This is a genomic window from Virgibacillus sp. GM2-2, assembly GCF_055329585.1.
Window position 1 is genome coordinate 90,155 of the sequence record NZ_JBUZWC010000013.1, and the last position, 15,643, is coordinate 105,797.

At 37.8% G+C, this 15,643-nt stretch carries 16 protein-coding genes, 2 tRNA genes and 1 rRNA gene; 6 read left to right on the top strand and 13 right to left on the bottom strand.

Annotated elements, in window-relative coordinates; translation table 11 throughout:
- Positions 1 to 611 precede the first annotated feature (611 nt).
- Positions 612 to 2,243 (bottom strand): chaperonin GroEL, encoded by a 1,632-nt coding sequence (gene groL, locus ACY9Z2_RS14490; RefSeq protein ID WP_463610370.1) that lies wholly within the window; start codon positions 2,241 to 2,243, stop codon positions 612 to 614.
- A 42-nt stretch (positions 2,244 to 2,285) separates the two neighbouring features.
- A complete protein-coding gene (gene groES / locus ACY9Z2_RS14495) occupies positions 2,286 to 2,570 on the bottom strand; it encodes a co-chaperone GroES (RefSeq protein ID WP_463610371.1) in 285 nt (94 codons plus the stop codon).
- Between the two features lie 288 nt (positions 2,571 to 2,858).
- Between groES and ACY9Z2_RS14500 the strand changes: the two genes are divergently transcribed.
- The 4 genes from ACY9Z2_RS14500 to ACY9Z2_RS14515 all read left to right on the top strand — a co-directional run bounded on the left by ACY9Z2_RS14500 (position 2,859) and on the right by ACY9Z2_RS14515 (position 5,354).
- On the top strand, positions 2,859 to 3,572 hold the full coding sequence (locus tag ACY9Z2_RS14500; protein WP_463610372.1) for a CPBP family intramembrane glutamic endopeptidase: 714 nt from the start codon (positions 2,859 to 2,861) through the stop codon (positions 3,570 to 3,572).
- A 7-nt stretch (positions 3,573 to 3,579) separates the two neighbouring features.
- Positions 3,580 to 3,777 carry a YdiK family protein gene (locus tag ACY9Z2_RS14505; RefSeq protein ID WP_463610373.1) on the top strand — a complete coding sequence of 66 codons (198 nt, stop codon included), beginning with the start codon at positions 3,580 to 3,582 and terminating at the stop codon, positions 3,775 to 3,777.
- 30 nt (positions 3,778 to 3,807) lie between these two features.
- Complete coding sequence (locus ACY9Z2_RS14510) at positions 3,808 to 4,386, top strand: hypothetical protein (protein ID WP_463610374.1); 579 nt, start codon at positions 3,808 to 3,810, stop codon at positions 4,384 to 4,386.
- Between the two features lie 128 nt (positions 4,387 to 4,514).
- Entirely contained in the window at positions 4,515 to 5,354 is an 840-nt protein-coding gene (locus tag ACY9Z2_RS14515; protein ID WP_463610375.1) for a DUF2268 domain-containing putative Zn-dependent protease, read from the top strand.
- A 483-nt stretch (positions 5,355 to 5,837) separates the two neighbouring features.
- On the opposite strand, the gene ACY9Z2_RS14520 is transcribed toward ACY9Z2_RS14515, so the two are convergent.
- A complete protein-coding gene (locus ACY9Z2_RS14520) occupies positions 5,838 to 6,101 on the bottom strand; it encodes a hypothetical protein (RefSeq protein WP_463610376.1) in 264 nt (87 codons plus the stop codon).
- A 209-nt stretch (positions 6,102 to 6,310) separates the two neighbouring features.
- Here ACY9Z2_RS14520 and ACY9Z2_RS14525 point away from each other — a divergent pair, with 209 nt between their 5' ends.
- Entirely contained in the window at positions 6,311 to 7,330 is a 1,020-nt protein-coding gene (locus ACY9Z2_RS14525; protein WP_463610377.1) for a DUF3231 family protein, read from the top strand.
- A 46-nt stretch (positions 7,331 to 7,376) separates the two neighbouring features.
- Here ACY9Z2_RS14525 and ACY9Z2_RS14530 read toward each other — a convergent pair whose 3' ends face one another.
- On the bottom strand, positions 7,377 to 8,015 hold the full coding sequence (locus ACY9Z2_RS14530; RefSeq protein WP_463610378.1) for a redox-sensing transcriptional repressor Rex: 639 nt from the start codon (positions 8,013 to 8,015) through the stop codon (positions 7,377 to 7,379).
- Between the two features lie 2 nt (positions 8,016 to 8,017).
- Complete coding sequence (gene moaC, locus ACY9Z2_RS14535; RefSeq protein WP_463610379.1) at positions 8,018 to 8,512, bottom strand: cyclic pyranopterin monophosphate synthase MoaC; 495 nt, start codon at positions 8,510 to 8,512, stop codon at positions 8,018 to 8,020.
- 130 nt (positions 8,513 to 8,642) lie between these two features.
- On the opposite strand from moaC, the gene ACY9Z2_RS14540 reads away from it, so the two are divergent.
- Complete coding sequence (locus ACY9Z2_RS14540) at positions 8,643 to 10,565, top strand: ABC-F family ATP-binding cassette domain-containing protein (protein ID WP_463610387.1); 1,923 nt, start codon at positions 8,643 to 8,645, stop codon at positions 10,563 to 10,565.
- Positions 10,566 to 10,845: 280 nt separating this feature from the next.
- Here ACY9Z2_RS14540 and tsaD read toward each other — a convergent pair whose 3' ends face one another.
- From tsaD to rrf, 8 genes are all read right to left on the bottom strand, one after another.
- The gene (gene tsaD / locus ACY9Z2_RS14545; RefSeq protein WP_463610380.1) at positions 10,846 to 11,856 is read right to left on the bottom strand and encodes a tRNA (adenosine(37)-N6)-threonylcarbamoyltransferase complex transferase subunit TsaD; all 1,011 of its coding nucleotides are present in this window, start codon (positions 11,854 to 11,856) and stop codon (positions 10,846 to 10,848) included.
- Positions 11,853 to 12,302 carry a ribosomal protein S18-alanine N-acetyltransferase gene (rimI, locus tag ACY9Z2_RS14550; RefSeq protein WP_463610381.1) on the bottom strand — a complete coding sequence of 150 codons (450 nt, stop codon included), beginning with the start codon at positions 12,300 to 12,302 and terminating at the stop codon, positions 11,853 to 11,855. Before rimI ends, tsaD begins: the two co-directional genes overlap by 4 nt.
- Positions 12,295 to 13,002: a tRNA (adenosine(37)-N6)-threonylcarbamoyltransferase complex dimerization subunit type 1 TsaB gene (gene tsaB / locus ACY9Z2_RS14555; RefSeq protein ID WP_463610382.1), complete on the bottom strand. Its 708-nt coding sequence runs from the start codon at positions 13,000 to 13,002 to the stop codon at positions 12,295 to 12,297. The genes rimI and tsaB overlap by 8 nt, the downstream gene beginning before the upstream one ends.
- Positions 13,003 to 13,396: 394 nt before the next feature.
- Positions 13,397 to 13,852 carry a tRNA (adenosine(37)-N6)-threonylcarbamoyltransferase complex ATPase subunit type 1 TsaE gene (gene tsaE, locus ACY9Z2_RS14560; protein ID WP_463610383.1) on the bottom strand — a complete coding sequence of 152 codons (456 nt, stop codon included), beginning with the start codon at positions 13,850 to 13,852 and terminating at the stop codon, positions 13,397 to 13,399.
- A gap of 9 nt (positions 13,853 to 13,861) precedes the next feature.
- On the bottom strand, positions 13,862 to 14,824 hold the full coding sequence (thiL, locus tag ACY9Z2_RS14565; RefSeq protein WP_463610384.1) for a thiamine-phosphate kinase: 963 nt from the start codon (positions 14,822 to 14,824) through the stop codon (positions 13,862 to 13,864).
- Between the two features lie 180 nt (positions 14,825 to 15,004).
- Positions 15,005 to 15,081 (bottom strand) — tRNA-Asp (locus tag ACY9Z2_RS14570).
- A gap of 18 nt (positions 15,082 to 15,099) precedes the next feature.
- Positions 15,100 to 15,176, bottom strand: a tRNA-Met gene (locus ACY9Z2_RS14575).
- Between the two features lie 181 nt (positions 15,177 to 15,357).
- Positions 15,358 to 15,473, bottom strand: a 5S ribosomal RNA gene (rrf, locus tag ACY9Z2_RS14580).
- Positions 15,474 to 15,643: the final 170 nt, after the last annotated feature.

Here is a 15,643-nt window from a genome sequence, read left to right on the forward strand (position 1 = left end):
AAACCGCAAAATTAATCCCACTATCTTAACCCGTTAACATTCGGGTCCCTTCAAAAAACAACAACTAAAACAAAAAATTCGCCAAACACGCAACCCACACGCATTTGACGAAAATAAATTATCAAAATTATATCTTGGTCAACCGCCACGAGCGATAAACCGCCTAATCATGCCTAGTTACCGTAAGAAACCCTACGCACTTCACATAGGAGATGCTTACTTACAACCAAGATTTTACTTTCACCATGCGCAACGGCAATACGGCTATCCCATCGTGATTAAAACGTGCGAGACCGAATGAAAAGGCTGCTTAGAAAAGCCAGTCTAAAATGAAGGTTTGACTTCAGATAGTATAAGACACACTCATACATCGCATCTTGCCGAAGCACGTGTTTCGCTTTGAACAAATTATGGATCGACTTGGTCATACCGATGATCAAATCACTAAAAATATTTACCTTCATGTCACGCAAGAAATGAAAAAAGAAGCTTCCCAGAAGTTCAGTGAACTTATGAGAAGCCTCCGTTAAAAACCTCAATGTTAGCAAAATGTTAACTTTACACTCTCATCTTACATAAAACCCTTATATATCAAGGGATGGAGGCACCTATTACATCATGCCGCCCATTCCGCCCATGCCACCCATATCTGGCATTTGAGCGCTACCTTCTTCTTCTGGAAGGTCAGCTACAACCGCTTCTGTAGTTAGGAACATAGCCGCTACAGATGCTGCGTTTTGTAGTGCAGAACGTGTAACTTTTGTTGGGTCAACGATTCCTGCGTCAACCATGTTTACCCATTCGCCTGTTGCAGCGTCGAAACCAACGCCTACTGCTTCGCCTTTTAGGCGTTCTACAATGATTGATCCTTCAAGACCAGCATTGTGTGCGATTTGGCGAACTGGTTCTTCTAGTGCACGAAGTACGATGCTAGATCCAGTTGCTTCGTCACCGTCAAGTGATAGTCCTTCAACTTTTTTGTATACGTTAACTAGTGCAGTTCCACCACCAGATACGATACCTTCTTCAACTGCAGCGCGAGTTGAGTTTAACGCGTCTTCAATGCGAAGCTTGCGTTCTTTCAATTCTGTTTCTGTTGCAGCACCAACTTTAATTACTGCTACACCACCTGCTAATTTAGCAAGGCGTTCTTGTAATTTTTCTTTATCGAATTCAGAAGTAGTTTCTTCTGCTTGTGCACGGATTTGTGCTACACGTGAAGAAATTGCTTCTGGGTTACCAGATCCTTCGACGATTGTTGTATGTTCTTTTGTAACAACAACTTTAGAAGCGCGACCTAATTGCTCGATTGTAGTTCCTTTAAGATCAAGACCAAGGTCTTCTGTAATTACTTCACCACCAGATAGTGTAGCGATGTCTTCTAGCATTGCTTTACGACGATCACCGAATCCTGGAGCTTTTACAGCTACTGCGTTGAATGTACCACGAAGTTTGTTTACAACTAGTGTTGCAAGTGCTTCACCTTCTACATCTTCCGCTACTAAAAGAAGTGGTTTACCTTGTTGAACAACTTGTTCAAGTACTGGTAATACTTCTTGGATGTTTCCGATTTTCTTATCTGTAATTAAAATATATGGATCTTCTAATACAGCTTCCATTTTATCTTGGTCAGTAACCATGTATGGAGAAGCGTATCCGCGGTCAAATTGCATACCTTCAACAACTTCTAGTTCTGTATTGAAGCCTTTTGATTCTTCAATAGTGATAACACCGTCGTTACCTACACGTTCCATCGCTTCAGCAATAAGGTTACCTACTTCTTTATCTCCAGAAGAAATAGCAGCAACCTGTGCAATTGATTCTTTACCTTCGATTGGCTTAGAGATTGCTTTTAATTCGTTAACAGCAACTTCTACTGCTTGCTCAATTCCACGACGTACGCCAACTGGATTTGCACCAGATGCAACGTTTTTCAATCCTTCACGAATCATTGCTTGTGCAAGTACCGTTGCGGTTGTAGTACCGTCACCAGCTACATCATTTGTTTTTGAAGCAACTTCAGATACAAGCTGAGCACCCATATTTTCAAAGTGATCTTCTAATTCGATTTCTTTAGCAATAGTCACACCATCATTTGTAATAAGTGGTGAACCGTATTTTTTATCTAAAACTACGTTGCGACCTTTTGGCCCAAGCGTTACTTTAACTGCATTTGCTAATGTATCTACTCCGCGAAGCATTGCGCGACGAGCTTCTTCACTAAATTTAATTTCTTTAGCCATTTTGAAATGCCCTCCTTAAAATTATCTATAAGTATGTTGCTATTAGCCTACAATAGCTAAAATGTCATTTTCACGAAGAATTAAGTATTCTGTACCATCATATTTCACTTCAGTTCCAGCAAATTTTGAGAAAATAATGCGATCTCCTTCTGAAACTTCAAGCGCAATCTTCTCACCATTATCTGTTACGCGACCAGAACCTACTGCAACTACCTTACCTTCTTGTGGCTTTTCCTTTGCAGAGTCTGGAAGGACAATACCGCTTGCAGTCTTTTCTTCTTGTTCAACAAGCTCGATGACAACACGATCTCCTAGTGGTTTAATCATGTAGACAACCTCCTTAATTCATTTGCTTTTAGTTTTATTATTAGCACTCTATAACTGTGAGTGCTAATTCCAATTATTATCATAAATAATACCTGATAAAATTGCAAGTAATGAAAGTTATATTTTTAGTAAATTTTTTTTAACTTACACACCTAAACCATTCTATTATAAGCACGTATATAATTATGATAAAATAAATACAAGTAATCAAAAACATCATTAATAGCACAATATAATTTTGCATAGACTAGTAAACATATATTTAACTATTAAAGGAGTCGTTTCATTTTGACCAAGCGTTATTGGTATGTCATTTTAACTTACATAATTATGCAGTTTTCCGGTTTGTTGTTTGCACCAATTTTGTACGCTACTTTACCAATAAGTGAGTATCAAGCCATCATTTATTGGACAATCTTTAGCTTTGTTGCTGGGTTGTTCGTTATCTTATTCATTATGAAACCATACATGCAAATGCCCGCTACACGTGATGCTGCGTCATCAGGATCTATTGTATTATGGTCCATTGCCGGTGTATTTATGGCTTATTTTGCACAGTACATTGCAGTTATTATTGAAACGCAATTGTTGGGAATTGAGCAAGGATCGGCAAATACCGAAATGATTATGGAAATTACTCGGACAACGCCTATTTTTATGATTATCCCTGCTTTAGTAGCACCGATTGTGGAAGAGATTATTTTCCGGAAGATTATTTTTGGTTCTCTATACAAAAAAATGAACTTCTTTTTAGCAGCAGTTATTTCCGCATTGGTGTTTGGTATTATTCACGGGGAACCTGAGCATATCCTTATTTATAGTGCAATGGGGTTTGTGTTTGCTTTCTTATATGTAAAAACGAAACGAATATTGGTTCCGATCATCGTCCATATGGTGTTAAACTCTATTTCCGTAATCGTGCAATATTCATTATCACCAGAAGACATCGAAAAAATGCAAAAACAGCTTGAACAGATGCAAATGATTTTAATTGGGGGCTAATCGGTTTATGAGGACATCGTCAAAAAGTATGGCCATCGTATACTTAATTATGGGGTTTTTGTTTATATTTATGGCAATTAATAGTACACAAGAAGGTGGATGGGGTACCATTACCGTGCTACTAGCAGTATTTGCAGCACTAGATTTTTATGTTGCATTACGACTTTTACGAAACCATCTTCGAAATAAAATAAACAAGGAGTAGTCATTCCAAGTGACTGCTCCTTGTTTTTTTATGAATGTAGATGAATCGAAATCATATAATGAACTATCTGGACAAGTTGGAGGAAATCTTATGACTATAACCTTATTCGTTACCTTTCTAGTAATGGCATTGTTATCTTTAATTCTTATTTCCATGACAGTTTATTATCGGAATGATATCCCAGCTATGACCGGGATGCTAATCTCCATGTCTCTCGGTATGATTGGAGGATTAACAATAGGCGTTATACTAGGGATACTTTTTACAGGCAATTTATACTACGCTACGATTGTTAGTAGTCTAATAGGTATTACAATTGGATTTTTAATTGGACTCCCGATTGGTTTATTTGCCGTCCTTGATGGTACACTTTCTGGTCTCATGGGCGGAATGATGGGAGCAATGCTCGGAATTATGATTGCACCAGAATATCAGGATTCCATTATACGTATTATGTTTTTATTATTTATTTCTATCAGTATTCTTCTCCTACAAGTAATAAAGCAGGACTTCATGAATAAAAATTCAAATCAACCATTTATCATCTTATGTTTATTTGGATTCATTCTATTTATCATTATTTACAATCAACTTGGACCAATTGTTTAATCTATCCTTTTATGTTTATTAACGTAATGCAGTAGCGCAATTTCTTTAACAAAATTGCTAACGAGACATTTTGTGAACAGCCCTTTTCTTCCTATCATAAGATACTTTAATCGAAGGATTGAAAAGGATTGATTCATACGATGGCGTTAATCGATACGAAAGATTGGTTAAATCAATACTTAATTGGACGCACTGGACTGACGGAATATGATAAAGGCTTGCAACGGAACATTTTTTGCCATTATCTTTCTCCATATTTTCAGAACGTTTCAGAAGATTTACTGTATCAGCATTTACTTCAAAATGGATTTTTTGTTCCACAACCTACCGACAACAAAACAATCGAAAAGATTTGTACAAGTAATTTTTGGGAGGTCGCGGAAAACGAATTAAAAAAATTAAGCCTTGATTGGAATGGACCTGACATACCCGTATTTATTTTTCCATTAAATACAACCCACGACCAGCTACTAGTTGATTTAGGTGGCAAGTCTGGTTTGGCTCATTATGATAAGATTTTTTTATTTGTAAGTGGTGACACAACAGAAAAGGAATTACAGGCACTGATCACACACGAATATAATCACGTATGTCGGTTGAATTATTTAGATAAAAAAGAAAATAATATAACCCTGCTAGACGGAATAGTGATGGAGGGGCTTGCCGAAATAGCAGTGCTTTCAAAATTAGGTGAAGCTTATATGGCTAAATGGGCAACGCTATATCCCATTGAAGTTGCGTTAGAGCACTGGAAAAATGACTATATTTCCAATTTAACTGTCAAAAGAAACGATAGCTTATACAACGAATTGATGTTAGGTGGCAAGAAACAGCCAAAGTGGATGGGCTACAACATTGGGTATCATATTGTCTCATCTTTCTTTCACGAGGATGATAAAAGCATAAATGAAATACTCTACCACCCAACAACTAATATTCTACGTAATACGGCGTTCTGGTCTGAATGATAGAAAAACCTGATTTTCACTATTTAAATTGCGAACTAAACATGGTGCCAGGCCCTGCTCGGTAGAGGACACAGAAGCCCTTATTTTTACTTTTCATGCCTCTTTTATGGCTTAAAAGGACTCAGAATTCCTTATTTAGGTAAAACCAGGTTGAAATCAGACTTTTTGTACTGAATAAGGTCTCCTGTGTCCGCGAACAACACATTTACCCTAATTTTATGCAAATAAGGTATCTGGTGTCCGCTTATTTAATTATATAATCGATTCAGAGTAATTAAGAAGAAATACTTATCGCCAATCTTTAATGGCGAAAGCCTTAGTTGCCCTTATAGTGATATACATAAAACTAATACATTCCTATTAGTGCAAAAAAAATAGAGCCTACATTAAAAAGGCTCTATCCGTCATTTAGTTGGACTCTATTTTACAAGAACATGCCTTTTAGTTTTTACGAACTTAAAATCGTGTACATACGCTTTACTATTACCAGAAAAACAATAACGAAAGTGCTGCAATTGCTGCTAGTGACACGGCATAACCGCCACCATAGCCGTAACCACCGAAGCCACCCCAGCCCCAGCCGTAACCAAAGCCTCCAAGGTTTTGATTACCCATTGGTCTTAAAAAAACATGTGTGTTGTTGACGTTCGTAACAATTCCACGATGAACTCTTCCGTCTCTGGTTCGAATACCGACTGGGCGTCCCATATATTTTCTACATTGATCATAATAAGGATTACATGACATGCTAGTTTATTACTCCTTTCATGTTTTATGCAATGGAAAGTAATACTTTTGTCCATCCATTGTGTTAATAACATATGTATATGAAGAGTGCCCTGATTGGACAAAAACCCTGTAGTAGTTACTCTAAGTGCCATAATGGAATACGAACGAATAATTGTGGTGTTTTTCCAGATAATACATTTAGAAAATTATTTTGGAGGTAACTAGGAATGAGTGAAAATAGCCACAAACCATTAACTGCTTCTGAGATGGGAAACCTTTGGTCGTGCTATATGTCAAATAGTATGACGAAGTGTTTTGTTACATATGGTCTTCATGTTAATGATGATCCGGATATACAAGCCCATCTTCAATCTGCTTATGATCAAACAGTCCAGGCAATAAATATTATGGAAGATATTTTTCGTAACGAAAACTTCCCAATACCTATCGGCTTTACAGATCAAGACGTCAATCTAGAGGGGAAGCGCCTTTTCAAGGATACATTCTTTTTGGATTATCTAAACAAAATGGGAAAGTTAGGAACACCACAATACGGTAGATATCTGGCAACATCAACCCGTGAAGACGTAAGAGCTACACTCCAAACTTGTCTAACTAACGCTGTCAATCTGTACAATCAAACTACAGAAACAATGCTAGCCAAAGGTTTATTAATTCGAGCTCCTCATATTTCAAATCCAAAGAGGGTTAATTTTATCAAGAAAAAGTCATACATGGATGGATTTTCACTATTTAATGAAAAACGTCCGCTCAATGCAATTGAAATCTCGCATTTATCCACTAACTTGGAAACGAGTACGCTCGGTTTTATGATGTGTACTGCATTTGGACAAACTGCAAATGCAAAATCAGTAAGGCAATATATGCTTCGAGGAAAGGACATAACGAAGAAACACATTCGGATTTTTAGTGATAAATTAATCGATAATGATATACAAGCTCCCATGACGTGGGATGCTGATATTACTGATTCCACTGAACCTGTTTTCTCGGATAAGGTAATGATGTACCATAATGTGTTATTAAGTGCGGCAGGAATTGCTAACTATGGTGTAGGTTCTGCTGAAAGTATGCGTAAAGATCTTCCATTGACGTATATACGTTTGGCAGCTGAGACCGGACAATATGCCAACGATGGTAGTGATATTATGATTGAAAATGGTTGGATGGAAGAACCTCCTCAGGCTGACAATCGTAATAAATTGATCAATCAAAAACGTGAATAGAAGATAAAATCGATAAACAAAACCCAGAGGAATAGCTCCTCTGGGTTTAATTTAACTCATTTAATGGATAATGCTTTAAGAAATACACTAGTGCCTGTAACTCTACTGCTAGATCAATATGATGTACGCGTATATGATCAGGCACGGTAATTCTGGCAGGTGTGAAATTCAATATACCTGAAACTCCGGTCTGTACAAGCCGTTCTGTGATGGTATCCGCTTCACTTGATGGAACCGTTAATATTGCTACATGAACATTGTCCATTCTCTCTTCTAATTGATCTATGTGGTACACCGGTATGCCACCGATATCCTCCCCTACCTTACTTGGTTCTGCATCAAAAGCCATAACGATTTTTGTATTATTGTTTTTCATGAAATTATAGTGTAGGAACGCTGTGCCAAGGTTTCCTACGCCAATTAGTGCAACCTCTGTAACTTCGTCCTGATCCAAGGTTTCTCGAAAAAACTTTAACAGGTACTCGACATTATAGCCATAGCCTTTTTTGCCCAACGCACCAAAGTAAGAAAAATCCCTTCGAATGGTTGCTGAATCAACCTTAACGGCTTCACTTAACTCTTTTGAAGAAACTCTTGCCTTCCCTTGATGATGTAAATTATTTATAAATCGATAATATAATGGCAGTCGCTTGGCAGTAGCCTGCGGAATTTTATGTTGTGCCAAACTTACTCCTCCTTGTCATTTCGCAAGTAGTCTCCTGACTTACCGCCTTTTTTTTCAACTAAGTATGTCTTACCTATAACCATTCCTTTATCAAGCGCTTTACACATATCATAAATGGTTAATGCTGTAGCCGACGCTCCAGTAAGTGCCTCCATCTCTACACCTGTACTACCTTTCGTCTTAACAAACACCTCTATGGTTAATTCAAACATTTCATCTGCTACTTCCCAGTCAAATGAAATATCAATACTTTTCAATTGTAAAGGATGGCACATCGGAATCCAATCTGACGTTTTTTTTGCTGCCATAATTCCAGCAACTTGGGCAACCGCCAAAACATCACCCTTTTTCATCGTTTGATCATTAATTCCCCTATATATATCTTCCGTAACAAAAATGCTGGATCGCGCGATTGCTGTCCGTTCCGTTTCTTTTTTCTCACTAATATCCACCATTTTCGCTCTACCCTGTTGGTTAAAGTGAGTAAAATCTGTCATATGCTCATCTCCAAATATAACGTTATAGTACATTTTAGCAGAAAAAGGCTAATAAGTCGTGAATATATTCACAAAAATATTGCCTGGAAATTGGGTTGTACGATACACTGTTGTTACTGAGGTGAACGCAATGATTATTATGCAAGTCAATGATATTAGTAAGTCATTTGGCGCTGAGAAAATTCTATCAAATATTAAACTCGAAATAAAAGATCAGGATCGAATTGCGATTGTTGGTCGTAATGGTGCTGGGAAATCTACTTTACTTAAAATAATGGCTGGAGAATTTTCTTATGACGAAGGAATGATCCATAAACCTAAGGACCTTACGATTGGATATCTATCTCAACATACAGGACTTGAATCAACAAAAACAATTTGGGATGAAATGCTAGAAGTATTTGACTCTCTCCTTCAAAAAGAACAAGAGTTACGCAAGCTTGAAAAGAGTATGGAGAATTCATCTAGCCTTTCTGATGAGAAATATGAACAGCTTTTAAAAGATTACGATACAAAACAACAGGCATTTATAACAGAAGGTGGATACCAGTATGAAGCATCCATCAAATCTGTATTAAACGGGCTTCATTTTTTTGAGTCGGATTATCAAACGGAAATTAGCACATTAAGTGGTGGGCAAAAAACTCGTTTAGCGTTAGGAAAGCTACTATTACAGAAACCCGTTTTGCTTATTTTGGATGAACCGACTAACCATCTAGATATTGACACACTTGGATGGCTTGAAAATTACTTATCTAATTATCCTGGAGCAGTCACAATTGTATCCCATGATCGGTACTTCCTAGATAAGACAGTATCAATTGTCTATGAAATTTCCCGTAATAAGATGAAGAAATATCTCGGAACCTATAGCAACTATTTAGATCAACGTGCTCTCGATTACGAACAGGAGCTTAAAGAATACGAAAAACAACAAACGGAAATTAAACAACTAGAGGAATTTGTACAGAAGAATATTGTACGTGCCTCAACTACCAAACGGGCACAGAGCAGAAGAAAAAAGTTAGAGAAAATGGACAAACTAGACAAGCCTAAGGGTGATGAATCATCTGCTAAATTTTCCTTTACTACGTCAAAACGTTCGGGTAATGATGTCTTAAAAATTAATGACTTAGCATTTAAGTATGAAGATGGCAGTGACTATCTATTTAAAGGTATGAAATTGAACGTAAACCGAGGTGACAGCATAGCGCTTGTTGGACCAAACGGAATAGGCAAAACGACGTTGTTAAAAATGATTACTGGTCAATTTAAGCCAACTACTGGTTCCATTCAAATTGGAACAAACGTTGAAGTTGGTTATTATGATCAAGAGCAAACCAACTTATCCCCAAACAAAACTGTCTTGCATGAACTCTGGGATCATTATCCTAACGATAAAGAAAAAGACATTCGAACGGTTTTAGGCAATTTTTTATTTTCGGGTGATGATGTTTTAAAACCTGTAAACGCGCTTAGTGGTGGCGAGAAAGCCAGGTTATCATTAGCAAAATTAATGAAATTAAATGCTAATCTTCTTATATTGGATGAACCAACAAACCATTTAGATATTGATAGTAAAGAGGTGCTCGAATCAGCATTAATGGATTTTGAAGGTACAATTATTTTCGTATCGCATGACCGTTATTTTATTAATAAAATTGCCGAACAGGTTGTTGAGATTCAAAAAAACCAAGTAACGGAGTACCTTGGTGACTACGATTATTACATGGAAAAAAAGGAAGAAATGGAAGAGCGTAAACGTCTAAATGAGAGCCATCAAAACGTGCCACAGGCAGACACAAAGAAATTAAGCTTTAAAGAAGGAAAAGAAAAACAACGGGAAGAGCGAAAAATAAAGCGTCGCATAGAAGAGTTAGAAAAGCTAATTGAGGAGCAGGAAAATGAGCTTGCTGAACTGGAGCAAGAAATGACCAAACCGGAAATTTTCCAAGATCACGAAAAAACATTAGCGCTAACAAAAGAAACGGGCGAAATTAAACAAACGCTTGAACAATTGATGGAAGAATGGGCGGAACTTCAAGATAAATAAAGCAGAAGTATTAGCAAGGAGACCGTAGCCTATATAAAATTTTCATTAAAAATGCTGATTCGGTGTTACACATTGTACACTCGAATCAGCATTTTTTATCTGATAGTTATTCAGGTAATCCACAGACATATACACAGTAGTGTTGCTTAAAAACAGCTATTTAAAATAGTTATGCACATTTTCCACAACTAACCACAGGATTATCCACATTTTTTACCCACAGAAAGGGTATTGTAGGATAAGCTTTTTTGAAATATATCCACAGGTTTGTTGATAAGTTCTATTTAAGGGTTAACGAGGGATTAGCATTCATATCCCAGCCTGCCCTTCTTCCTTGCTCAAATGCAATCGTTCCTGCTGCTGCAATCATAGCAGCATTATCTGTGCATAAATGAATAGGTGGTATTAATAACGGGACATCCGATTCTGCAAATCGCTCTGCTAGTGCATTTCGCAGTCCTCTGTTAGCAGCAACACCACCGGCTATGATCACTTGTTTAACTTCGTGATTAATTGCAGCCTTGTATGTTTTTTCTGTTAACACTTCCACAACACTTGCTTGGAAACTAGCAGCAATATCTGCTGGACTTAACGTTTCACCACGTTGTTCTGCGTTGTGGATAGTGTTGATAACTGCGGATTTTAATCCACTAAAGCTAAAATTCATGCTACCGTCTTCCAACCAAGCTCGTGGAAATTGAATGGATTCTTCACCCTCCATTGCTAATTTATCAATTTGTGGTCCACCTGGATATGGTAGTTTGAGCATACGAGCGACCTTATCATATGCTTCTCCTGCAGCATCATCAAGCGTTTCACCGATGACCTCAAAATCTCCATGATCACGCATCAGAACAAGCTCTGTATGACCGCCGGATACAACCAAGGAAAGCAACGGAAACTCAAACTCTTGTTCCAGTCGATTTGCATAAATATGACCCGCAATATGATGAACTCCCACCAAAGGTTTTTGTTTCGCAAAAGCTAATGCCTTAGCGGTATTTACCCCTACAAGTAATGCACCGACTAACCCTGGTCCCTCTGTTACTGTAATTGCGTCTATCTCATTCCACGTCACTTCTGCTTGATTAAATGCTTCCTCTAGTACAATGGTCATTTGTTCCACATGATGTCTGGAAGCAATTTCAGGCACAACACCCCCAAATCGTTTGTGACTCTCGATTTGTGATGCAACTATATTTGACAGCACTTCCGTTCCATTCTTTACAATAGCCACTGCTGTTTCATCACAGCTAGTTTCAATTCCAACAATATATGTATCTTTTTTCATGATAAATTCACCCACATAACAACCGCATCCTCTTGATTATCAGTATAATAATTTTTTCGTAAACCACCAGGTAGAAGCCCAAACTTACGGTACATACGTTGTGCAATAATGTTTGATACACGGACCTCTAACGATAGCCGATTACTTCCTAACCGAATTGCTTGCTCCATCGTAAATTGAAATAGCTTTTCCCCAAGCTTATGTCCTCGATAGCTTGGTGTAATGGCTATATTTGTGATTTGTGCGTCATCGACTACTACCCATAACCCAGCATAACCAACAATTATTTCATCAACTTCTATTATAAAATAATGAGCAAATTGATTTTCCACAACCTCTTGGTAAAAGATATCCTCAGACCATGGTGTATGAAAAGAAGCTTTTTCTACTTCCACAACAGAATCAATATCAGTAATTTCCATTTTCCTAATTACTAAATCAGCCATTTTGTCTCGAATCCTTCTGAGCTTTTAACCAATTTGCCTCTGCTTCCACCAATCGCAAATAATTTGGAGTTAAACTGTGTGTATCATCTGGCACTTTACTCTTACCTGCTAATGCTAAATGAGAGGGCTTCGCTATATGAAAGTTTGGATCTGGAATAATAGCTAATTCCCCTAACTTTTCTGTAATCATATCACTATATAATTCAATGTCCTGGCTTAAGAAGAGAACGGGTTCATTTCTATCCAGTAAAAGGTTCAACCAGTCTTCCATTAGCATATTCACTTCCTCAGAGACTAACTTCATTCGATTATCTTTCCACTGATATAACCCTGTATAAACCATCCCGCGACGTGCGTCAAAAAAAGGACAAACATAAAAGTTGTAAAAGCTTCCTTGATAAGCTAACGTCTCTAGACTCGAAACGCCTTTTATTGGAATTTTTAGCGACCAAGCCATGGTCTTTGCAATGGATAGCCCAATTCGTATCCCAGTGAACGAACCTGGACCTTTTGCAACAATAATTTCATCCAAATCATTTGGTTTCATCGATAAATCACTCATCAGTTGATTGATAGCTGGCATGAGCCTTACGGAATGATTTTTCGTTAAATTGGTAACTACTTCTCCAATTACAATATTATCTTTTATAATAGCAACTCCCATAATTTGATTGGAAGTATCAATTGCCAGTACATTCATTTACCATGACTCCTCACTCTTCTATTGAAGGGCACTGAAAAAGTTAAATGTAGTATAAAAAATATGTGGATCTACCATCGCATCTTAGAATATACTGCGCTTTCCGCGGGCGAGTGTCGAGCCTCCTCGGACTTGTCTAGTTGCGGCTCCTAGCGCCTAGCAAATAGTTAGTCAGGATGAACGTAGGGGAAAATCACCCTACTTTTCACCTGCCTATCTATTTGTACGCCGCTAAACAGTCGCCTTCACATTTCATAATCGTCCTGCGGGATCTCGCCGGTCTCTTACTTCCCGCAGGAGTCTCCGTATATTCAAGATGCTAAGTTAAGGTAAAAGGTAATAATTTTAAAATCCACTACTTTTTCAATGGCCTCCTTCTATTGAAGTATGTCCACTATCCAATTAAAGAAGAAACGATCCAGTGAAAATGTCCTCCATGTGGATAAAATTCAATTACACGCTTATTGTCATCGACATACTTAATGTTGATATCTAATCGATCTTCAGGTAAATATTCCTGAATAAAATGAGCCCATTCTACAACGGAGATCCCTTCTCCTTCAAAGTATTCCGAAAAGCCAACATCCTCTTCTGAATCCTCTAATCGATATACATCCATATGATACAAAGGTAGCTCACCTTCATATTCTTTTATAATTGTATAGGTTGGGCTATTTACAACACGCTTTACCCCTAACCCAGTTGCAATTCCTTTTGTAAACGTCGTTTTTCCAGCACCTAAGTCACCTTCAAGCGTAATTACATCTCCCGGTTTAAGTAAATTTGCTAATCTCGTTGCTATTCTTTTTGTCTCATCCTCTGAATGCGTTTCAATTCGATGTTCACTCATTCCATCCACCTACTTCAAATGGGTATACCCCTCTTTTTTTAAAGCTACTCGTTGACCTTTATCAATAAGATAAACATAATTATTACTATATCTACCAACATAACCGACTTCAGTAATCCGAATTCCTGTTTCCATAGCCGCTTTTTGCACTAGTGGCCAGTTATTTTTTGATACCGTACCGACTAATTCGAAGTCCTCTCCACCAAAAAGCTTCCATTTCCGTTGAAGATCCGGTGAAAACTGTTCAAAGGATTCTGATGTTGGAAGTTTCTCATTATGAAGATATAACGATACATTTGAAGCTTCCGCAATTTCTGCCGCCTCATTACCTATCCCATCACTGATGTCATTTAATGCAACACGATTAATCTCCTTTAGTCGCATAGCAAATTCAACCTGTGGTAATGGTTTTTGATGTTTTTCAATGTAATACTGTTCTTTTCTATAGTTACCAGTATTCGTTAACATATAAAATCCAGCCTGCGAATCTCCCAACGTACCTGTAACAAAAACGATATCGTCCTCTTTTGCATTTCCACGATATCTAGCTTTGTTCTTCATTACGTATCCAATTACAGTAACAGAAATAGACATTTCTTGCCCACTTACGGTGTCTCCCCCAATAAGATCCATGCTATATCTATCTGCGAGTGACCGCATTCCAGTAAATACCTCATTTTGCTCCGTGATGGAAAAATGCTTAGGTATCACAATGGAGACTAAATAAAACGCTGGTTTAGCACCCATTGCAGCAATATCACTAATATTTGCGGCTAGTATCCTGTGCCCGACATGAAACGGCTTCATTGTCTCCTTTGAAAAGTGAATATTTTCTACAAATGTATCCACCGAGATCACAATGTCTTCAGCAGTTTGACGAAATACCGCAGCATCATCACCCACACCTTTTATTAAAGAGGATTGTTTATAGGTTTGCTGTTTAATTGATTGTATAAATGAGAATTCATCCAATTTTATGTACACCAACCTTATTAGCCTTAACTTAATACATAGTATCATGATAGCAAAAACAATCTTAAAAGGAAAAACATACTGTAAAACTTATATCAGATAAAAACTTTGAGAGAATTTTACAAAATAAAAACACATGTTTTCAGCAACTGAAAACATGTGTGGAAATTGTTAAAGTAGTGGCGGTCCGGACGGGACTCGAACCCGCGACCTCCTGCGTGACAGGCAGGCATTCTAACCAACTGAACTACCGGACCACTTTTATTAAAATAATTTGGTTGCGGGGGCAGGATTTGAACCTGCGACCTTTGGGTTATGAGCCCAACGAGCTACCAGACTGCTCCACCCCGCGATATGAGAAAGTATTAAATTTAACATGCATATTAATTTGTGTATCAACGGACTGTTCGTCGTGTTGTAAGTGATCTCTTAGAAGTATACACTCCTCACAAAACCTACTTTGAAGTTATTCAAAGATGTTTACGGTTTTGCTCCACCCCGCGATATGAGAAAGTAATAATAAATCATGCAAAGCCTGGCGGCGTCCTACTCTTGCAGGGACAAAGTCCCAACTACCATCGGCGCTGGAGAGCTTAACTACTGTGTTCGGCATGGGAACAGGTGTGTCCTCTCCGCTATTACTACCAGACCGTGCTGAATTTTTAAGGACAAGAACTATTATAGGCACTTTTTGATCAAAATGCAAGTGCTTTTTTATCTTTTACCTTCAAAACTAAATAAGAGCGTGGTAGACAAGTCATCATAATAGTAGTTAAGTCCTCGATCGATTAGTATTCGTCAGCTCCACGTGTCACCACG